Source organism: Adlercreutzia agrestimuris, assembly GCF_943193125.1.
Lineage (GTDB): Bacteria > Actinomycetota > Coriobacteriia > Coriobacteriales > Eggerthellaceae > Xiamenia > Xiamenia agrestimuris.
The window spans coordinates 116,708-138,227 of the sequence record NZ_CALPCX010000002.1 but is presented as its reverse complement, the minus strand read 5'-3'; the positions used below and the strand labels follow the sequence as shown (position 1 = coordinate 138,227).

The following is a 21,520-nucleotide window of genomic DNA, read 5'->3' as shown; positions in this document are numbered from 1 at the left end:
AACAAGCTTCACGGGATTCAATGGCTTCATTGCCTCTTAGGTCAGACAGTGCAGCAGATAAAACAAAACGCACGCTCGTTCATTTGAAAGAGCGTGCGTTTTTTCGTCTGAGCTTTTAAGTAGTTTACTTATCGTAGGTATAAAGCGAACCGTCGTGAACGTAGGTGACCGAGCCGGTGCCATCAACAATACTACCGATCATGTAGGGTTTTTCGCCAGCTGCTTCAAGTGCATCAAAAACATCTCCTACAAAAGCAGGATTTACAATTAGCACCATTCCAATACCCATGTTGAAGGTTTTAAGCGCCTCTGTTTCGTCAAGATGTGCAGCGTTGCAAACCATGCGAACGATTGGCGGAACCGGCCATGTTCCCAGCTTAACTTCTGCGTCGCATGTTTTCGGAAGCGCGCGGTTGAGATTCTCGGTAATGCCACCACCTGTGATATGAGCAAGTGCATGAACGGCATTCGGGCATTGCTTCAGCACGTTGAGCACTGGCTTCACATACATACGCGTAGGAGCAAGAATGGCTTCACCTAGAGATATGCCGTCTAATTCTTCGCAAGGGGCAAGCACTTCTTCAGCAGTTTTGCCCTCAATGCAGACTTTACGAGCAAGCGAGTATCCGTTTGAGTGAAGACCGGATGAAGCAAGACCAACAAGGATGTCACCTTGCTGCACGTTGGCAGGATCAAGCATAGTTGCACGATCGACAATACCCACGCAAAAGCCCGACAAATCGTAATCATCAGGATCCATAACGCCAGGGTGTTCAGCCATCTCGCCGCCGATCAGCGCGCATCCTGCCTGCTTGCAGCCCTCAGCAATACCCCCAACAATTTCTGCCATGGCATCTGCCTGTAGCTTGCCAACCGCCACATAGTCCAAGAAAAACAGCGGCTCAGCTCCAGTGGCAAGAATGTCGTTTGCACACATAGCAACCAGGTCAATGCCCACGGTGTCATGCTTGTTAATCAGTTGTGCGACCTTTAATTTGGTACCTACGCCATCGGTACCACTCACCAAAAGCGGATCAACCATATCCTTTGCGGCAGCAATGGAGAACAGACCGCCAAACCCACCAATATCGCCTACCACTTCAGGACGATATGTAGCATGGACAGCGCCTTTGATAGCGTCAACAGCACGTGCGCCTTCTTCAATATCAACACCCGCCTGGGCATATGTAATACGTTCTTGGGCTTCCATGGCCTCCCTTTCACCTGGATGGTTTCCTGGTTAACTACTTACCTAAACAAAACTTGAAACGAACTCAAAATAACTCTTTTGCAAGGTGCACTACATCATAGCGCGTTCATGGTTCTCTATTGCCTACGAAACAGCATCTCGTGCACCATCTGCAATTGCTTGGGCGTCCTCAGCGTCATCAATGCCAGCTTCAATGCCCTGCTCGGGCTGTTCGGCTCCATCACTGTTATCAGCATCCTGGTCGGTCATATCAACTTCGGCGGCATCAGCGCCGGTAACACTTTGCTCTGCTGCATTTGCGTCAGCAGAATCAGTCAGCTGATCAGTCCCTTCAACTCCAGGAACCGTTGACTTCGTCACATACGCAAACAGTGCCCAACGACCATCAGAGGCCAGGTTATCGCAGGTAGCAAACACGAAGCTCTTTGTAATGTCGTCAATGGGCGCCAGCCCAGAAGGTGTGACCACTGAGCGATCAACCTTGTCCTGCAGATATTCATGGTACGACTCAGTGCTTTCAAAACGCGCCTGCGCTAATGGGTCGTCAGCTTCACAATGTACGATTGACATGGTTTTTAGTTCATAATTGCCCTCAGGGGTAAGCACATAAACCGTGCGATGCTCGTTAAAAACACCCGTGTCGCCAAAGTCAGCAATTGCAGCAAACATGGAACCGTCGTTGAGGTGATGACCATAAATAACATTGTTTTCATCGGCGAAGGTTCCGTCGTTATCTGCAGACAAAAAGATACAACCAAAGGTAGCAATATAACCTTCTGAACCCTTAAAGTCATGATAGAGGTAATACTGATCGTCATTTCCTTGCACAATAGGATAGTTAATAACGGTGCCAGGTATATAAATCCAACCCACCAGATCAGGATTAACCGCTAAAAGCGCATCCCAATCTACCGCCATCTCCTCAAAGGTTACTTCTTGCACCTGCACATCTGCAGTGACGGCAATTTCCTCATACGTCTTTTGTCCCTGTAGATAGCTCCAGATTATGGCGCCGAGCGCAACCAAAGCTCCAATCAGCACAATTAAAGCAAGCCAAAAGATAACGCGCCACACGCCACCCTTTTTCTTCTTTGGTATTTCTGGTCTTCGCCCATAACCTGGGGTAACAGGTTGATAGTTGCTATAGTTTTGCGGAAACTGATCTGCCATACAATCCCCTTATTAACTCCTCAATATATGTCATGATACGCAAAAGCGCTCCCAAAAGAGAGCGCTATGCAATTTTTCGCAAGAACTACGAAGATTATTGTCTGGCTATTACTTCTTCATCTCGTCAATAAAGCCCTTGACGATAAAGATCACGATAATCAAAACGATGACCGCGGCGATAATCCAAATAGCCTCTGTTGGAATCCAACTCATAAAGCTCATAATAGCATTCCTTCATGTCGTATTACTACTGCGCCCGCACACTACTCAAGCGCAACAACTTACTTGATTAACCTCATCATACTAACGTTTCACGCCTTTTCATGCAAGCGCAACTCAAGGGCATCGTTGATGATTTTTAAGGCTTTGACCCGTGCAAAGCGTTTATCGTCACTCTCAAGAACAATCCAGGGAGCGTAGGTTGTAGACGTTAAACGGAACATATCGTTGACCGCTGCCTTGTATTGCGGATACTTATCACGATTACGCCAATCTTCATCAGTAATCTTCCACTGTTTAGCAGGGTCAAGCTGACGAGCTTCAAAACGGCGCAGTTGCTCTTCAGGCGAAATGTCCACCCAGAACTTCAAGAGAATTGCACCCCACCTTACCAACTCTTGCTCAAATTCATTAATCTCGTCGTAGGCACGTGTCCACTGTTCAGACGTGGCGAAGCCTTCAACACGCTCCACCAAGACACGCCCATACCAACTGCGATCATAGATTCCAACATGCCCTGCTTTTGGCAGACGTGTCCAATAGCGCCACAAAAACGGATGCAAGAGCTCAGGCTTCGTGGGCGCCGGCGACGGGAAAATGGTATACGCACGCGCATCAAGAGCCTGCGCAACGCGCTTAATGTTCCCTCCTTTTCCAGCCGCATCCCACCCTTCATACATCAAAATAAGCGGCACGCGATCTTGATACATTTGCATCTCAAGCTGATTGAGGCGCGCCTGCTCTCGCTTGAGTTGCGCTTTATAATCTTCAGGATCAAGCACTTTGTCGTGAGCAATATCTTCAACACGCAAGAGATGATCTACTTGGCGAAAACGCGAAACCTTTGGAGCACGTGCGCTATCTTGACGTGCGCGAGCTTCCCCCGCTTCAAGGATACGCGCCTCGTCTTCGGGTGTGCGCCCCTCAAGCGGCATCTCCGATAATGCGCCAGCCGAATTTGCTTGAGCTTTTTCAGCTGCAGCTTGAGCTGCTGGATCTTGCTGAGCATCAAGGGCTGAGCGGAATGCTTCTACCAGCGTTGAAGCAATATCAAGGTTGGCCCGACGCTTGTCTTCGCCATTTATCAAATGCCATGGCGCATATGAGAAGTCTGTCCCTTCTAACAAGTTGTCATAGAGCCTATATGCCTCTTTGTAATTACCCGTATCAGCAAGCTTTTCCTTGCTTACACGCCAACGCGTTGCAGGATCTTTATGAAGTTGCTTGAGGCGCTTTTTCTGCGCTTTATGAGTCACATGAACAAAGAATTTTACAATGACATACCCATCGTCTACCAGCTGCCGCTCGAAGTCGGCACATGAATCTAGGTAATAGCGAAGCGCAGTGATAGATCCATCGTGAGATTGTTTTTCAGGAAGAGACAGTTCGCCAAATTGTTCAAAAAGCATATGCTGGACAGCAGTGGTATACCATCCGCGATCGTAAAACGTGCAGGTTCCGCGCGAGCCAAGCGCCTCCCAGAATTGTTTCATCTCTGGATTCATGCCGCGTACGCCAAACGGACGCCCCGAAAACTTATCAAGCGCTTTCACGTCAAGGTTTTCCGTCACGTAAACGCTCGTGGCGCGCGCATCAAGGTGATACATTAGATCGGAAATGCGCGAACCTTTACCCGCACCATTCCAGCCTTCAAAAAGCACTACCAGTCCAACACCTTTGGCACGTGCCTGCTGCTGCAAGACCACCAACTGCGACATCAGCTCGTCGCGTTGCTGCTTGTACGTTTCTTTGTCTAAGGGTTGTTGAGAAAAATCGACCGACTCCAGCATAGCTTCTCCAATCTGTTGGCCTTTTTGCATCGTAACACAGCGCTTGCCGTAATGCGCGTTTTCACGTAAAGCGAAAGTAAAAGGTTTCCAACGAAGCTACCCTCAATAGAGTTTAGCGCTCATTTAGCATTACAATGGTATTATCTTTGGAGGAGAAGATGCAATCATGTCTCATTGCGCGGTAATTGATTTGGGTTCTAATACAATTCGCTTAGTGGTGTACGAGATTCGCTCATCGCAAGACGCGCGCGACAAGAATCGTCCCTTTAGAAGCCTCGTTAACGACAAAGTTATGGCAGGATTGGCTGCTTATGTGGTGGACGGAGTTTTTAGCGACGAAGGCATCAAGTGCGCAACTTCCGTGCTACGAGGTCACCTAAAGCGCGCAACAGCACTTCGCTGCAAGCAGGTCCATATTTTCGCCACGGCGGTTTTGCGCAATGCACGCAATTGCAAAGAAGCCGTTAGTGCGCTTGAGCGAAATATTGGACATTCCATCGTAGTGCTCTCCGCTGAAGAAGAAGCGCGTCTCGGTTTTATAGGTGCAGGCATTGACGAGCCGCTTACCAATGGCACGCTTGTTGATATCGGCGGCGGTTCCACCGAGCTTTCGTGTGTGCGCAACTCACGAGATCAAGGCGGTCTGTCTATTGCTATGGGGTCGTTGTCGTCGTTTACGCGCTTTGTATCTGCCATTTTGCCTACCGAAAACGAGATGGCAGCAATTAATCAGGCGTTTTGCGACTTATTGGCCGAGCAGTTAGACAAAGGAGAATTGCCTGCAAATGCGCTTTGCGCAAACCAACTCTATGGCGTTGGTGGAAGCATTCGCGCGGCAGCAAAAATGCTTGTGCAAGTTCGCCACCTCTCTGAGCGACCAAGCGTTTTGACTCCTGCTGATATTGATGAGTTATTAAAACTCTGTGTGGAGGAACCACATCGTTTCGCCCACGCGGCGCTCAAAGCTTGCGTTGAGCGCGTTCATACGATTGTGCCAGGGTGTGTCATTTTACGTGCTGTCTTTGAGGAGAGCGGCGCGCGTGAATTGCGAATTTGCAAACACGGGATTCGCGAAGGGTTTTTGATGACCCAGGTGATTGAGAGACAGAGGGAAGGGATTAATAATGAGCGAACCGAAAACGGAAGCAACTGAAAAACCTGTTGCTCCAGCATACTTACAAAACCGCGAACTCTCATGGCTCGCATTCAACGAACGCGTGCTTGACCAGGGCGCCGATGTAACCGTACCTCTTCTTGAGCGACTCAATTTTATCTCCATTTTCTGGAGTAATTTGCAAGAGTTTTTCATGGTTCGCGTTGGCAGTTTGACTGACTTAGCACTCGTCAAAAAGTCCATCATTGATTCAAAATCAGGGATGACTCCCGCACAACAACTTGATGCCATTTATAAGCGCTGTCATGAGCTCTACCCCATCCAAGAGCGTACCTACAAAACGGTACGCAGCGAGATGTCCGAACAGGGAATAAACCAGCTTACGCTCAGTGATCTTACCGATGAGCAGCGTTCGTTTTTGCGCGATTACATGGAGAGCAATGTTATGCCGTTTCTCTCTCCGCAGATTGTCAACTCGCGCCACCCCTTCCCCCATCTTGAGAATGGTGCACTATATGTGGTAGTTCGCCTCAACGAAGAAGTTGAAAACAAAGGGAAAAAGGACAAAGAAAAGCACAAAGAGAGTAAGCTTGACGCAAAAGGCAAGCAAGATACCAAGAGCAAACCTGATGCAAAGAGCAAGCAGGATAAGGCGAAAAATCTTGGGGCCGAAGGTGTCACCCTCGGGCTTGTCCCTCTCCCACGCCAATGTGACCGTATCATTTTGCTCCCAAGTGAAAACTTGGACTTTATCTTGCTTGAACACGCGATTGAGCTGATGGTGCCCACCATTTTCTCTATGTACGAAGTCAAACACACCAACATCATTTGCGTAACACGCAACGCCGACCTTGACGCAACGGAAGGCACTGACGAACAAGACGACGATTATCGCGAGCATATGAAACGCATTTTGAAGAAGCGTTCTCGTTTGGCTCCTGTTCGCCTTGAAAGCGAGCGTCCTCTTTCATCTATGGTTCGCAAAACCTTGCTGGAGCGGCTTGGACTAAAAGAGTATCAAGTGTTTAGCACCTCAGTACCCCTTGATATGAGTTATACCTTTGGCTTGGGCGACCTTTTGCCCGATCATAAGCGCGCAAGTCTGAGTAATACCCCCTTTGCGCCCGCATGGCCAGCCTGTCTTGACCAACGCAAGCCCATACTTGAGCAAGTGTGCGAAAAAGAGGTACTTCTCTCCTACCCTTACGAATCTATGGATGCATTCGTACAACTTTTACGCGAAGCGTCACAAGATCCGTCGGTACTTTCTATCAAGATCACCCTTTATCGTCTTGCACGCCAATCCCATCTAGCAGAAGCACTCATTGCTGCAGCCGAAAATGGCAAAAACGTCACCGCGCTCTTTGAGCTTCGCGCGCGCTTTGATGAGAGCAATAATATCGAATGGTCGCAGCGCTTTGAGCAGGCTGGCTGCAACGTGATCTATGGCTTTCGCGACTATAAGGTTCATTCAAAAATCTGCTGCATAACACGCCAAACCGATCAGGGACTTCAGCACATTACCCAGCTTGGTACCGGTAATTACAATGAAAAAACCGCGAAGCTCTACACCGACCTGTGCTTTATCACCACTGATCCATCTATCGGAAAAGACGCTACAGAGTTTTTCCGCAATATGGCACTTGAAAACACTTCGGACAACTATGAAACTCTCTGGGTTGCTCCGCTCCAGATCAAACCGATGATCTTGGCATCAATTGATCAAGAGATTGAACGAGCACACGCAGGACAGCCATGTGGTCTCTTTTTCAAGACCAATTCCATCACCGACAAGGAAATAATTGAGCGTATTGTTGACGCTTCAAAGGCCGGCGTGCCCGTAACGCTCTTTGTGCGCGGCATTTCCTGCATCGTTCCCGGTATTGAGGGAGAAACCGATAATGTGCGCGTCGTCTCAATTGTAGGAAGATTGCTCGAACATAGCCGCATCTATGGCTTTGGCGCGCATGACAACATGAAGATGTATCTTTCAAGCGCCGATCTCATGACGCGCAATATGGACAAGCGTATTGAAATTGCGTGGCCAATTCAAGACGAAGCACTGCGCGACTATGTGCTGAGCTATGTGGATGCTTGCCTCGCCGATACCGCCAAGCTTCGCGAATTGCAGCCGGACAGAAGCTACACCCCTCTTGGTGCATGCGCCAATGGCGAAGAGCTCTTCGATTCGCAGACATTCTTTATTAACCGCGCACAGCGCAAGCATCTTGAAGCCGCTGACGGTCAGACGGTCTCCGACCTTGACTACTTCAAAGAGAAGCGCGCGAAAAACGCAAAGCTTGAGGCAGAAGGAGAAGCCGAACTGGCAGCAAAAGAGGCAGATGCTGTTGTGCGTGAATCCGAGATTGACGTCATTGTTCCTGACGAAGTTGAACCTCCGCAAGCTGCTACAGCTACACCAGAAGCACCTACAGCAGCTACAGATGCTTCCACTGCAACCAATGCATCCGTCACTGCAATTGAGCGAGCACAACTGCAGCAAGTGCGCAAACGTGGTTTCTTCGGCAGATTGCGCTATCTTCTCACCGGCAAATAGCTTGCAATCAAAAAGACAAGTTATGCGATAAACGCAAGAAAGAAAATAAGCCCCTCAACAAAATACGTTGAGGGGCTTACTACACAACACTCGCTCATCACGAGGATTATTTCTCAATGAGCTATACTCTTACACTTCGCGTGCCACTACATCTGCAATTGCTTGCGCATGACGATCAGCTTCCTCAGCGCTTGCTGCTTCCACCATCACGCGCACCACCGGCTCGGTACCCGATGCACGCAAAAGCACACGACCTGAATCACCTAACTCCGCTTCAGCAAGGCTTACCGCCTTCTGAACTGAAGCGTTATCCTCAACAGCATGCTTGTCTTTCACGCGTACGTTGATGAGCGTTTGCGGGAACCGCGTCATAACCGCTGTTGCCTCGGCAATAGATGAGCCCATTCGCTGACAGGCTGCCAAAAACTGCAACGCTGTCACCAGACCATCCCCTGTTGAGTTGTGCTCTAGAAAGATCATGTGACCAGACTGCTCGCCGCCAATAACAAAGCCACCCTCACGCATTGCTTCTAGCACATAGCGGTCGCCCACTTTGGTTTGAATCAGATCAATACCCGCATCGCGCAATGCATGCGATAGACCCAAATTGCACATCACCGTTGAAACGGCCGTATTGTGCGCAAGCAAACCGCGATTCTTCAGGTCTATTGCACATACTGCCTCAACCATATCGCCGTCAATCTCATTGCCTTGAGCATCAACAAGCATCACACGATCCGCGTCACCGTCATGCGCAATGCCCACATCGGCACCCGTTTGAGCAACTAGCTCGCGCAGGGGTTCAAGGTGTGTTGAGCCGCACTGGACATTAATGTCAGTTCCGTTGAAGTCCTCATTGATAACGACAACCTCCGCACCTAAACGGCGAAGTGCTTCTGCACTCGTCATGCATGATGCTCCATGCCCCACATCAAGCGCAACTTTGAGACCGTCAAAGTTAATGTTCTGTTCTTCGATAGTAGAAACTGCATGCTCAATATACATCTCGCACGCTTCATCAACAGGAACAATGACACCAACCGCATCTCCCGCCGGAAGACAATGTGCCCCTGCGCCACCTTCTAAGACAAATGACTCAATTTCATCTTCAATTGCATCAGGTAGCTTAAAGCCTTTACTGTCGAAAAGCTTAATTCCGTTATATTCGGGCGGATTATGAGATGCCGAGATCATTACGCCACCGTCACAGCATAACTCGCGCACCAAAAGTGCTATAGCCGGCGTAGGAATAATACCAGCCATAAGCGCTGTGCCACCCATTGACATGACACCAGCTGCTACGCATGATTCAAGCATATCGCCTGATAATCGCGTGTCTTTTCCAATAAGTATCGTTTTCCCTTGAAAGCATGCGGCAGCTTGACCAAGCTTAAATGCCAGATCACACGTCAGTTCGGTGTTTGCAACTCCGCGAACACCATCAGTTCCAAACAAACGCGCCATAGATTTCTCGATTTCTCCTCAAACGTTATTTTAATGAGCAAAGCATTTATGAAGAGAACACTTCCCCAAAAAACTCTCCTCGTAAAGCTTGCCCGCTCTATTATCCCCGATTTACACACTCATCGCGCAAACGCACCGCTCCTGCTGGTCGCTCTTCGTCGGTCATACGATTGTTTAACTCAGCTGCAAATTCATCGAGCGAAATTCCATACCGCTCTAAAACAACCATCAAATGATATACGACATCAGCTGCTTCATAGCGCAGATGATCCACCGACTTTTGATAATCGTCGGGCAATTGCACCGCTATATCTTCAGCGTCAAGATCTTGCTCAGCCCCAGCCGCATACGCCAAGGCGGCAGCTAACGAAGAGGTTGCCCATGACTCTACATCTTTGGCAGCAAGTGCAACTTCACCGGCTTCTTCCATTACCTTCTTAAGCACTTTATCAGGTGATTCGCTCAAAAGTCTATACGTGTAGCTAGATTCATCAGCATCTCGACGCAAACGAATGGTGTGCGCAAGTGCTTCAAGCGTTGCACCAATTTGCGAGGCCGGAGCCTCCTCGTTATCAGGTATGTAGGTCTTAGAGATATAAGAACTGTCAGATGTGGTAGTCATACCATTTCCTTTCGCATAAACAGCGTGCGAAATAAAGCATGCGGAACTTAAAGCGTTCCAAAAAAGAGGGGGCGTTTGTTAACACCCCCTCAAACTTCGTTAGTCGTCTAGACTTGCATCGGAAGCTGCTTCATCCTCTTTGCTGGTCAGACCGAATCCGAAAGATCCAACTGATCCAAGCAGAGCGTCAAGCTCCTCTAGGTTTCGCTGATACGAGCGAGGCGGCAGTGCTTCACCAAGCATGTCTTCGCCATCCGTATTAAATGTTGGAGGCTCGTCGCCACCGATGAGGATCGTATCATCGGGGCTAAAGACCATATCCAGCAATTGACTCATGTCGTCAGAAGTAGCTGACAGATCGTCTTCAATTACATGAAGCAGACCGCGCTCTTCAAGACCCTCTTTGAGTTCCTCAATTGCTTTTACACCAATACCCTCAATGCGAAGGAGGTCTTCTTCAGTACGGCCTGCCAAGTCAGCAACTGTCTCAATGCCAGCTTCTGAGAACTTGTTAGCCCAGCGCTGCGATACGCCCAAGTCATCATAGATATACAGACGAGCATCCTCATCAGAAAGGCGCGGTCCGATATGACCAAATGACGCACCCGGATAAATGCCATAGCTACCGTTGTTGAAGTAAGCATCATCAAGAGACCAATCCTGCGGCTGCGGCAACAGCTCTTCAATGTCGCGCAGTGCATCAGGAGCAAAGTCAGGCAACGCATCTCCGTTGACCGCAGAAACCGGACGACCCTTGTAGGTCAAGCCGACTTCGCGATAACGCGGCAAACCGGTACCAGCCGGAATTGGCTTACCAATGATAACGTTTTCCTTAAGTCCTGCCAGGTGATCCACTTTGCCCTCAATAGCGGCATCGGTAAGCACCTTGGTGGTCTCTTGGAACGAAGCGGCTGACAGGAATGAGTCGGTAGCAAGCGACGCCTTGGTAATACCAAGCAACAGAGGTTGACCAACTGGCGGCTCTTTGCCTTCAGCAATGAGCTCGTTAGCAACATCTTCAAACTCAAAGCGGTTGACTTGGCGACCGGGCAGGTAATCAGAGTCACCTGCATCAAGTACTGCCATCTTACGCAGCATCTGACGCGCGATAACTTCAATATGCTTGTCGTTGATGTCTACGCCCTGTGAAACATATACGCCCTGAACTTGGCTTACGATATAGCGAAGCGTCGTGTTCGGATCGGTCAAGCGCAGCAAATCGTGCGGGTTGATTGAACCTTTTGTAAGCTGCTGTCCAATGTGTACTTCGCAGCCATCAACCACTCCGGGAACCATCTGAGCACGTGCTGAAACAACATACTCGCGATAGTTGCCTTCCTGGTCATGAATGGTCAGCGTCTTGGACTGCTTATCGCCCGAGATTTGCAACGTACCAGAGATCTCTGCCAAGACAGCAAGACCCTTCGGCTTGCGTGCCTCAAACAGCTCTTGAACACGAGGCAGACCGTGCGTAATGTCCTCACCTGCAACACCACCAGTATGGAACGTACGCATAGTAAGCTGCGTACCCGGCTCACCAATTGACTGAGCGGCAATAATACCAACTGCTGTGCCAATGTTGACCGGACGTGCTGTTGCCAAGTCCCAACCGTAGCACTTCTGGCATACGCCATGCTCGGCATGACAGGTCATAACCGTACGGATAACAACCTCTTCAATGCCTGCAGCCTCAAGCGCGCGAAGCTGATCAATGCCTGAAATGTATTCATCAGCATCAACGATGATCTCGCCATTTGCGTCTGCCAACGACTCAAGAACACAACGGCCAATCAGGTTCTCATCCAGATCGCCCTTCTCAGTGTGCAGCGGATACGGCACACCATCAGTGGTACCGCAGTCAATTTCGCGAATGATCACATCTTGCGCAACGTCAACCAGACGACGGGTCAGATAACCAGAGTCAGCTGTACGCAGTGCGGTGTCAGCCAGACCCTTACGAGCACCGTGCGTTGAAATAAAGTATTCCAATACCGACAAGCCCTCGCGGAAGTTTGCCTTAATAGGACGGTCAATAATCTCGCCCTTCGGGTCAGACATCAAACCACGCATACCAGCAAGCTGGCGAATCTGCTTGATGTTACCACGAGCACCAGAGAACGCCATCATGTAGATGGGGTTGAACTTGTCGAAGTTCTCAGCCATGGCTTCGCCAACTTCTTCATTGGCTTCGTTCCAGATATCAACAACCTGCTTATGGCGCTCTTCGCGGCTCATAAGACCCATCTCGTAGTCTTCATCAATGGCGGCAACTTTTGCATCTGCTGCAGCCAAAATTTCAGGCTTGTTAGGCGGCACCGTTGCGTCATAAACCGATACGGTTACGCCTGCACGCGTAGCGTAATGGAAGCCAGCGTCTTTCAGACCGTCCAAAATGGCCGGCACTTCAGAAAGCTCGTAGCGGTTGCAAACATCCTCAACCAAACGACCAATCTCTTTTTTGTTCATCTCATAGTTGAGATAAGGATAGTCATCAGGCAAGACTGAATTGAACGTAATGCGACCGATGGTGGTCTCAATGCGCTCGCCAGCCTTATGCTCTTCCATGGTTCCGAAAGCGGTTGCCACCTGTGTGTCGCGAGAGAGACGCACCCAGATCTTGGCCTGCAAATCAACCTCAGCACGAGCGTCGTAAGCATTGAGTGCATCGGCAAAGTCAATAAACGCACGACCCTCGCCCGGGAAGCCATCACGAGCAGCAGTCAGGTAGTACAGACCGATAATCATGTCCTGGGTTGGTACGGTCAGCGGACGACCATGTGCCGGTGACTTAATGTTGTTTGCAGAAAGCATCAACACGCGAGCCTCAGCCTGGGCTTCTGCACCAAGCGGCACATGCACAGCCATCTGGTCACCGTCGAAGTCAGCGTTAAACGCTGTACATACCAGCGGATGAAGCTTGATGGCTTTACCTTCAACCAACACCGGCTCAAAAGCCTGAATGCCCAAGCGGTGCAGGGTTGGTGCACGGTTAAGCAAAACCGGATGCTCGGTGATAACCTCTTCAAGTACGTCCCAAACGTAGCTTGCGCCACGATCAACTGCTCGCTTTGCAGCCTTGATATTTGCAGCATACTCAAGCTCTACCAGGCGTTTCATAACAAACGGCTTGAACAGCTCAAGCGCCATCTGGCTGGGCAGACCGCATTGGTGCAGCTTCAACTGCGGGCCAACAACAATTACCGAACGACCAGAATAGTCAACACGCTTACCAAGCAAGTTTTGACGGAAGCGACCTTGCTTGCCCTTGAGCATGTCAGAAAGCGACTTCAGCGGACGGTTGCCCGGACCTGTTACCGGACGACCGCGACGACCGTTGTCGAACAAGCTGTCAACTGCTTCTTGCAGCATGCGCTTTTCGTTGTTCACGATAATCTCAGGCGCACCTAAGTCAAGGAGGCGCTTCAAACGATTGTTACGGTTAATAACGCGACGATACAGATCGTTTAAGTCTGACGTTGCGAAACGACCACCGTCAAGCTGCACCATAGGACGCAGGTCAGGCGGGATAACCGGAATAACATCCAAAATCATGTCTGAGGGTTTGTTGGATGACTTCAAGAAGGCATCCACAACCTTCAAGCGCTTGATAGCCTTCGCACGCTTTTGGCCCTTGCCGTTTGAGATGGTGTCGCGCAGCTCTTCTGCTACTGTTTCCAGATCCATCGCATCAAGCAAATCGCGAACAGCTTCAGCACCCATGCCACCGGTGAAGTAGTCGCGATAGTTCAAGCGCATCTCGCGATACAGAGCCTCATCAGGCACAAGTTGCTTAGGCTCAATCTTCATGAATGCTTCGAAGGCATCCTGACGAAGAGCTTTACGCTCGTTGAACTCCTCATAGATGTCGGCAATCTCTTCGTCAACCTCTTCAGGAGTAAGACGCTCGTCCTCTTCAATGTCGTCTACAAAGTCATCGTCTTCGGGGACATAGTCAACAGAGAGCTTGCGCGTAGCTTCAACGATGCGATCGCGCTCTGCGTCCAACTCTTCCAAGTCAGCCGCAAGCTCATCGCGCAGTTCATCAGCGTCTTCTTCGCGTGCTTCTTTATCAACAGACGTGATAATTGAGCTGGCAAAGTATAAGACCTTCTCAAGCTCCTTCGGCGGAATATCAAGCAGATAGCCCAAACGCGAAGGCGAGCCCTTAAAGTACCAAATATGGCTCACCGGAGCTGCAAGCTCAATGTGACCCATGCGCTCGCGGCGCACTTTTGAACGCGTAACTTCAACACCGCAGCGTTCGCAGACGATGCCCTTAAAACGTACGCGCTTATATTTGCCGCACGCACACTCCCAGTCCTTGGTCGGACCGAAAATCTTTTCGCAGAACAAACCGTCTTTTTCTGGCTTGAGCGTGCGATAGTTAATGGTCTCCGGCTTCTTGACCTCGCCGCGCGACCAGCTGCGCACGTCTTCGGCACTTGCCAGGGAGATACGCAGAGCGTCGAAATTATTTACGTCGAATTCCGTCGTCATTTACAGCTCCTCCCCCTCTTCGATAAGTTCGTTTACTTCAGTGTCATTTTCAGCGTCAGCATCCCCCATGAGCTCACCAAGCTCAGCAGCAATGCTATCAAGGGCGCTTGCATTGTCTTCTTCAGTCTTACGCGCGTCTTCAGCAATTGCCTCAAACAAACCGCGATCTGAATCTTCCTCATCATGCTCTACCGTGACGTCAATGGTTTGATGGTCATGACCTTCAAGCTCAACGTTCAAGCACAATGACTTCATTTCCTTCACCAAAACCTTGAAGGACTCAGGCACTTCAGCCGCCGGGATATTCTCACCCTTTACGATGGCTTCGTAGCTCTTAACGCGTCCAGCCGTGTCGTCAGACTTGACCGTCAAGATCTCCTGCAGCACGTTTGAAGCGCCATATGCATACAGCGCCCACACTTCCATCTCACCGAAGCGCTGACCACCGAACTGTGCTTTACCACCAAGCGGTTGCTGCGTAATCAAGCTGTAAGGACCAGTTGAACGTGCATGGATCTTGTCGTCAACCATGTGGCCGAGCTTAAGGATGTAGGACTGACCAACCGTAATAGGCTCGCGGAACTTCTCACCGGTGCGGCCGTCATAGAGCCACGTCTTACCCGTACGAGAGAGCTGCGGCACAAACTCATCACGTGCCATGTCGCCATACTTCGCATGGTTGATGTTGATAAGATTGCGATTTGCCTTTTCAATTGCATCAGAGATCTCACGCTCGTTTGCGCCGTCAAATACTGGCGTTGCAACATGCATAGGACCTTCAACAACTTCAGTGGTGTCCTCAGCGTCATCCCAGCCCCACTTAGCAGCCCAGCCAAGGTGGTTCTCAAGCAGCTGACCAACGTTCATACGAGACGGAACACCCAGCGGATTCAAGATAACGTCAATTGGCGTACCGTCGGCCAAGTAAGGCATGTCCTCAACAGGCAAAACGCGGGAAATAACACCCTTGTTACCATGACGACCAGACAACTTGTCGCCCTGCTGAACCTTACGCTTTTGAGCAACATAAATGCGTACCAACTCATTAACACCAGGAGCCAGTTCGTCGCCTCCTTCACGGCTAAAGCGGTTGATACCAATAACACGACCACCAGAACCGTGCGGCACCTTCAAGGATGTATCGCGAACTTCACGTGCCTTTTCGCCAAAGATTGCACGCAACAGGCGCTCTTCGGCTGTCAGCTCAGTTTCACCTTTCGGGGTAACTTTGCCAACAAGCACATCACCCGGGAACACCTCAGCGCCAACGCGGATAATGCCGTCTGCATCCAGGTCAGAGATCATGTCGTCTGAGATATTAGGAATCTCACGCGTGATTTCCTCCGGACCGAGCTTAGTATCACGAGCATCAATCTCGTACTCAGAAATATGGATAGAGGTTAGCAGGTCTTCTGCTACGACACGCTCAGAAACGATGATAGCGTCCTCGTAGTTGTAGCCTTCCCACGGCATGTAAGCAACCATGAGGTTCTGACCAAGAGCAAGCTCACCGTGATCACAAGAAGGACCATCAGCCAACACATCGCCAGCGAAGACTTCGTCGCCCTTGCGGACGATCGGGCGATGGTTGATGCAGCCACTTTGGTTAGAACGCTGGAACTTCGGTACGAGATACTCATCGTATTCGCCCTCGTCGTTCAAAATAATGATGGTTTGACCGTCAACATAGTCAACCACGCCGGGGTTCTGCGCGACCAAAATCTCACCCGAGTCAACAGCAATGCGATGCTCAATGCCTGTACCAACCAACGGTGCTTGCGGCTTGAGCAGCGGAACTGCCTGGCGCTGCATGTTTGAACCCATCAATGCACGGTTTGCGTCGTCGTGCTCCAAGAAAGGAATCAGCGATGTAGCAACGGATACCATCTGGCGCGGAGATACGTCCATGTAATCAACTTGATCAGGCGCAACTTCGTCCGGCTCACCAAATTCACCCGTAGCGCTCATCGTACGGCAGAGAACACGAGTTGCCTCATGGAACTCACCGTTTTCATCAAAGGCACCAAAGCGGCGCGTTTGCGGGTCAAACAGGTCGTTTGCCTGAGCGATGGTGTAGTTTTCTTCTTCGTCAGCAGTCAGATAATCAACTTCGTCTGTAACTTTGCCATCCACTACGCGACGATACGGCGTCTCAATAAAGCCATAGGGGTTTACGCGAGCATACGTTGCAAGCGAACCAATCAGACCGATGTTTGGACCTTCAGGAGTCTCAATCGGGCACATGCGACCATAGTGAGAAGTGTGAACGTCGCGAACTTCAAAGCCTGCGCGCTCACGTGACAGACCGCCCGGACCCAAAGCAGACAGACGTCGCTTGTGAGTAATGCCTGCTGCGGGGTTGGTTTGGTCCATAAATTGCGAAAGCTGTGATGAGCCGAAGAATTCCTTGATAGCTGCAACAATCGGACGAATGTTTACGAGCGACTGCGGCGTGATCTCATCGGGCTCCTGCATGGACATACGCTCGCGAACGACGCGCTCCATACGAGACAGGCCGATGCGGAATTGATTTTGGATCAACTCTCCTACGGTGCGAATGCGACGGTTACCAAAGTGGTCAATGTCGTCAACCGACACACCCTCTTCGCCTGCATGCAGCGCGATGATATAGCGCATTGTCTCAACAATGTCTTCATCTGTCAGCGTAGAAGACTCAAAGTCAGGATCAAATCCGAGCTTCTTGTTAATCTTGTAACGACCAACTTTTGCCAGGTCGTAGCGTTGCGGGTTGAAGAACAAGCCATCAAGCAACGTACGAGCCGAATCAATTGTTGGGGGCTCACCGGGACGGAAGCGCTTGTAAAGCTCAATCAGCGACTCCTCTTTAGTAGTAGCCGGGTCGCGATCAAGCGTACGCAGAACCATCTCGTCATCACCGAGCAAGTTGATGATCTCTTCGCGCGTCTCAGCAAGACCCAATGCGCGCACCAGCAACGTAGCCGGTTGCTTGCGCTTGCGGTCAATGCGAACTGAGAGCATATCACGCTTGTCGGTTTCAAACTCAAGCCATGCACCACGGCTTGGGATAACCTTTGCATTATAGATAGTCTTGTCGCTTGCCTTATCGCGCTCAGAGGCGAAATAAACACCAGGCGAACGAACAAGCTGTGATACAACAACGCGCTCAGTGCCGTTGATGATAAAAGTGCCACGCGGAGTCATGAGCGGGAAGTCGCCCATAAACACCTCTTGCTCTTTGATCTCACCGGTTTCGCGGTTGATGAAACGAATTTCTACAAACAGGGGTGCTTGGTAGGAGACGTCTTTCTCCTTGCACTCGTCCACCGTGTATTTGGGCTCACCAAATTCATGGCGCCCAAACTCAACACACATATCTTTTGTGCTGTTTTCGATGGGGCTGATGTCATTAAACGCCTGGCTTAAGCCTTCAGTCTTGAACCATTCAAAACTTTCTGTTTGAATAGCAATCAAGTTCGGGACGTCCATGACGTCGGGGATCTTAGCAAACGAGCGTCGATCCCTATAAAGCATGCTTTGATCAGTGGTTTTACCTTCAGTCACGAGGCATGTCCTCCTTCATGAGCTTCCGCTAAATCGCGAAAAAGTCGCAATTTCCTAAAATAGCTTTTAGAACATGCCTCGTCAAGAAAAATTTTTACGAAGTATGAAAATTTCTTGTAGTTTTAGGCTTTTACCAGGTAATTTGTCTTGTGCTTTCGGCTTCATAATCGCAAGCGAATTGCCCGGTTGCTGCAAATGCGCCTTATTGTGCGCAGATATCTACAGAACCAGAAACAATATCAATCGCAATTGGAGACTCACCCGATCCGCAAATCCAGCGATTATCCTGTTGCATGCAGTCAAACCCGGTAACCGCCAAAGAACCTGCAACTTTATCAAGATCAACGGTAAAGTTAGACTCCTTTGGCAAAACGAGCTTAAACTGGCCACTTGCAAGCGAAATATTAGCCTGCTTCAAAGAGTCTACGCAGGTCACGTTAACCTTCCCCGATGCGCTGTTGGAATTAATTCTTCCAACATTTCCGACAACCTGAACACTACCGCTCGCAATATCAAGCAGCAAGTCAGTCGCATGCACGTCCTGCACGTCCACTTCCCCAGAAGCAAGCGTCACGTCTAGCGTTTGCGCCGACAGTCCATCAAAACGATATGTTCCTGATGCGGCGTCAAGGGCGAACAGCTGAAGCGAGTCATTCATTGAAGAAGGTATGCAAATCTCAAGCTGTTTGGAACCAAAATTGAATGCGCAACCTACGAGGCCTATTGCATGGGTGGCATAGTTTATTTCAAGCGTCGTCCCGTTCAACCTGCAGTCCATCGGCACAGAACGACTTCTTCCGCTAGATATTTCTCGCACTTCAATTGTTTCTATATCTGCAGTGTGAACATATGCGCTGCCAGCCGCCCATGCAACAGTAATTTTTTCTACGTCATCTGCATCAAAACTGTATGCATTCTCAGTAGCATCGGAAGAGTTTTTGTTAGCACCTGCGGGCGAAGGCGCGGCAGGCGAAGAAGGCGCGATGGGCGGTACGGGTGGCTCATAAAACCCCATAGGTGAGCAACAAAACAACGAACTGAGACCGACAACAACTACGAGACAAAGAGCAATAATGCCCGCTATTTTGACTTTGGTTTGCTTGGTAAGATAGGCCATAGTGCACCTCTATTGCTGGTGGTTTTGTCGATAAATCGGATCATCGTGAATGGTTTTCACGAGCCAGTAATAAAACGGAATCGTGAAGAAGATAATCCATGCTGGATGCCACCAACCAAAACAAAAGCCGATAACCAAATAAGCAAGCGCGCAGGCAACGGGATAAGGAAACGTCGACCACGCACTTCGCTTGATCGGCGTGGGCGCCACCGTAGGCGCAGCTCCAACCGTAGGTGCAGCCGTGGGCATTGCTGTAGGCGCAGCCGTGGGCATTACCGTAGGTGCAGCCGCTGGCTCAGGCGCCACCGTAGGGGTAGGCTCAGTCACCACGGACGCAGGCGAAGATACGGGCGTTGCCGCAGGAGCAGGCTCAGATACTGTTTCTGCCGGCATCGCAATTGGCACAGGCGTCCCCACTGGCTCAGGCGCTGGCGTTTCCGCCGGTACAGCTACAGCCGTGGACTCCTCTGCTGGATGTCGTTCCGTATCAGCATCTGAACCACATACGAGTTCATCCAAAGTAACACCATATAACCGCGAGAGCGCCAATAAGTTACCGGTATCGGGAGAAGATTCAGCGCGTTCCCACTTCGAGATAGCCTGTCGCGATAATCCCAGTTTCCACGCGAGCTCTTCTTGACTATAGCCGCGAGATCGTCTCATCTCCGCTAAACGTTGGGCAATGTCATTATTCATATACGAACCCTTCTGCACCATTGATTCTTTAATCCTTCTCCTCAAAAGCCTATCGGTTCGTTTTTTATTGCACCAGCAAGTACAGGTGTCAATTCCGTTTTTCTTCAGGCAACCCACGGTTGCCTCTCTTGTGATCTGGGTTTATTTGCCGTCGCGTAGCGCTTTAAGCTTTGCCAACGTGGCGCTATCTATACGCTCAGCAATGGTGTTTTTCCGAGCAACACGAGGTGATTCATCAAGACGCACTTCATCGTAATACTGCGCAACCTCGTGACTAAATCCATCTGCGCTCATGCGGTCAACCCCTTGACCGAATACCGTGTCTTGAATAGTGGCATCGCTCGTAACCACAAGCGTCTCAACGTTTCGCTCGCGTGCATCATGAGCCAGTTTTTCTATCACTTTGTCAGCCGATTGCCCCGCAGGCGAAAAAATAATGCGCACGCCCCCAATAGTCTGTGCTTCGCCCGTTGAGAACTCATTGTAAGCACCATCAAAAACAATGATTGCTTTGTATTCGTGCCCGGCAAAATTAACCACATCTGTCAGCAGTCGCTCACGTGCAGCATTATAGGGATCATCGGTATAGTCAGGGTCGGTGTTGCGCTTGTAGCGTTTACCCGAGCGCAACACGTTATACCCGTCAACAATGAGCAATTTATTTCGTTTATGAGCCACGCTTTGTCCTTCGTCACGCTATCGCCATGTTGGCTGTTTAACAAGACGATTGCCCACCAGACAACCACGAGCCAGCATTTTGGCGAAGCCATTCATACATGCATGCCGTAGCTGCTTGCGCAACATTAAGCGAGGCAACCTCACCTGCCATAGGGAGTTTGCCGAAAAGGTCACAGTTCTCCAAAACTAAGCGAGATACGCCTTCGTGTTCATTGCCCATTACAAGAGCTATTTTGCCCTTCATGTTCACATCCCAAAGCACATCCGACGCATGCTCAGTAGCAGCAACTACCCAAAAACCCGCTTCTTGTAAACGCGAAATTGCTTGCACCAAGTTCGACACCTGCGCTACCGGCATGTGCGAAATGGCACCTGCTGAACTTTTGTATGTTGCCGCATCCACACGCGCACTCCGCTTGTTAGGAATAACCAGCCCACTGGCTCCAACCGCCTCAGCGCTGCGCGCTAAAGCGCCTAGATTTCCCGCATCGGTAATATGATCAAGCAGAACAACCAAAGCTGCGCCTTCGCGCTGCTCGGCACTTTGCGTAGCTGCATCAATAACTTCACCAATGCCAACATAAGCAAAAGGTTTTGCCTCCGCCATAACACCTTGGTGAGACCCGCGCACGGAACGATCTTCAAGTGCTTTGCGTGGCACCATTTCAACGGGCACCTTATAACGCTTAGCTTTGCGCATAATATCTTCAATCATGCCATCGCGTTTAACAAAATCGCCAATGAGAATACGCCTCATAGGCACACCGGTTCTGAATGCCTCAATGACGGGGCGCTTTCCTTCTATATAATCTGCCACGGTAAATTCCTTTACGAAAACTTGTG

Annotated in this window: 13 protein-coding genes; 2 read left to right on the top strand and 11 right to left on the bottom strand. The window is 50.1% G+C overall.

Features of this window, described 5'->3' with window-relative positions; all coding sequences use genetic code 11:
- Positions 1 to 124: 124 nt before the first annotated feature.
- The 3 genes from purM to NFR28_RS03750 all read right to left on the bottom strand — a co-directional run bounded on the left by purM (position 125) and on the right by NFR28_RS03750 (position 4,389).
- On the bottom strand, positions 125 to 1,210 hold the full coding sequence (purM, locus tag NFR28_RS03760) for a phosphoribosylformylglycinamidine cyclo-ligase (protein WP_251178496.1): 1,086 nt from the start codon (positions 1,208 to 1,210) through the stop codon (positions 125 to 127).
- Between the two features lie 123 nt (positions 1,211 to 1,333).
- Positions 1,334 to 2,380 (bottom strand): class B sortase, encoded by a 1,047-nt coding sequence (srtB, locus tag NFR28_RS03755; RefSeq protein WP_251178495.1) that lies wholly within the window; start codon positions 2,378 to 2,380, stop codon positions 1,334 to 1,336.
- A 311-nt stretch (positions 2,381 to 2,691) separates the two neighbouring features.
- Positions 2,692 to 4,389, bottom strand: coding sequence for a polyphosphate--AMP phosphotransferase (locus NFR28_RS03750; protein WP_251178494.1), 1,698 nt, complete (start codon positions 4,387 to 4,389; stop codon positions 2,692 to 2,694).
- 166 nt (positions 4,390 to 4,555) lie between these two features.
- On the opposite strand from NFR28_RS03750, the gene NFR28_RS03745 reads away from it, so the two are divergent.
- Positions 4,556 to 5,542: a Ppx/GppA phosphatase family protein gene (locus NFR28_RS03745; RefSeq protein ID WP_251178493.1), complete on the top strand. Its 987-nt coding sequence runs from the start codon at positions 4,556 to 4,558 to the stop codon at positions 5,540 to 5,542.
- The gene (ppk1, locus tag NFR28_RS03740) at positions 5,514 to 8,060 is read left to right on the top strand and encodes a polyphosphate kinase 1 (RefSeq protein WP_251178492.1); all 2,547 of its coding nucleotides are present in this window, start codon (positions 5,514 to 5,516) and stop codon (positions 8,058 to 8,060) included. Before NFR28_RS03745 ends, ppk1 begins: the two co-directional genes overlap by 29 nt.
- Positions 8,061 to 8,189: 129 nt before the next feature.
- Here ppk1 and glmM read toward each other — a convergent pair whose 3' ends face one another.
- The 8 genes from glmM to rlmB form a co-directional block, all read right to left on the bottom strand.
- The gene (glmM, locus tag NFR28_RS03735) at positions 8,190 to 9,524 is read right to left on the bottom strand and encodes a phosphoglucosamine mutase (RefSeq protein WP_251178491.1); all 1,335 of its coding nucleotides are present in this window, start codon (positions 9,522 to 9,524) and stop codon (positions 8,190 to 8,192) included.
- A 100-nt stretch (positions 9,525 to 9,624) separates the two neighbouring features.
- Entirely contained in the window at positions 9,625 to 10,146 is a 522-nt protein-coding gene (gene hisE, locus NFR28_RS03730) for a phosphoribosyl-ATP diphosphatase (RefSeq protein ID WP_251178490.1), read from the bottom strand.
- 99 nt (positions 10,147 to 10,245) lie between these two features.
- Positions 10,246 to 14,643 carry a DNA-directed RNA polymerase subunit beta' gene (locus NFR28_RS03725; protein ID WP_251178489.1) on the bottom strand — a complete coding sequence of 1,466 codons (4,398 nt, stop codon included), beginning with the start codon at positions 14,641 to 14,643 and terminating at the stop codon, positions 10,246 to 10,248.
- Positions 14,644 to 18,186 (bottom strand): DNA-directed RNA polymerase subunit beta, encoded by a 3,543-nt coding sequence (rpoB, locus tag NFR28_RS03720; RefSeq protein WP_476723726.1) that lies wholly within the window; start codon positions 18,184 to 18,186, stop codon positions 14,644 to 14,646.
- Positions 18,187 to 18,388: 202 nt separating this feature from the next.
- On the bottom strand, positions 18,389 to 19,303 hold the full coding sequence (locus tag NFR28_RS03715) for a DUF4097 family beta strand repeat-containing protein (protein ID WP_251178488.1): 915 nt from the start codon (positions 19,301 to 19,303) through the stop codon (positions 18,389 to 18,391).
- 9 nt (positions 19,304 to 19,312) lie between these two features.
- The gene (locus tag NFR28_RS03710; protein WP_251178487.1) at positions 19,313 to 19,999 is read right to left on the bottom strand and encodes a helix-turn-helix domain-containing protein; all 687 of its coding nucleotides are present in this window, start codon (positions 19,997 to 19,999) and stop codon (positions 19,313 to 19,315) included.
- Positions 20,000 to 20,140: 141 nt separating this feature from the next.
- On the bottom strand, positions 20,141 to 20,677 hold the full coding sequence (locus NFR28_RS03705; protein ID WP_251178486.1) for an NYN domain-containing protein: 537 nt from the start codon (positions 20,675 to 20,677) through the stop codon (positions 20,141 to 20,143).
- 37 nt (positions 20,678 to 20,714) lie between these two features.
- Entirely contained in the window at positions 20,715 to 21,494 is a 780-nt protein-coding gene (gene rlmB, locus NFR28_RS03700) for a 23S rRNA (guanosine(2251)-2'-O)-methyltransferase RlmB (protein ID WP_251178485.1), read from the bottom strand.
- Positions 21,495 to 21,520: the final 26 nt, after the last annotated feature.

Bases quoted from the DNA above. Each gene is read 5' to 3' on its own strand.
- purM (WP_251178496.1), bottom strand. From the start codon at position 1,210: ATGGAAGCCCAAGAACGTATTACATATGCCCAGGCGGGTGTTGATATT.
- srtB (WP_251178495.1), bottom strand. From the start codon at position 2,380: ATGGCAGATCAGTTTCCGCAAAACTATAGCAACTATCAACCTGTTACC.
- NFR28_RS03750 (WP_251178494.1), bottom strand. From the start codon at position 4,389: ATGCTGGAGTCGGTCGATTTTTCTCAACAACCCTTAGACAAAGAAACG.
- NFR28_RS03745 (WP_251178493.1), top strand. From the start codon at position 4,556: ATGTCTCATTGCGCGGTAATTGATTTGGGTTCTAATACAATTCGCTTA.
- ppk1 (WP_251178492.1), top strand. From the start codon at position 5,514: ATGAGCGAACCGAAAACGGAAGCAACTGAAAAACCTGTTGCTCCAGCA.
- glmM (WP_251178491.1), bottom strand. From the start codon at position 9,524: ATGGCGCGTTTGTTTGGAACTGATGGTGTTCGCGGAGTTGCAAACACC.
- hisE (WP_251178490.1), bottom strand. From the start codon at position 10,146: ATGACTACCACATCTGACAGTTCTTATATCTCTAAGACCTACATACCT.
- NFR28_RS03725 (WP_251178489.1), bottom strand. From the start codon at position 14,643: ATGACGACGGAATTCGACGTAAATAATTTCGACGCTCTGCGTATCTCC.
- NFR28_RS03715 (WP_251178488.1), bottom strand. From the start codon at position 19,303: ATGGCCTATCTTACCAAGCAAACCAAAGTCAAAATAGCGGGCATTATT.
- NFR28_RS03710 (WP_251178487.1), bottom strand. From the start codon at position 19,999: ATGAATAATGACATTGCCCAACGTTTAGCGGAGATGAGACGATCTCGC.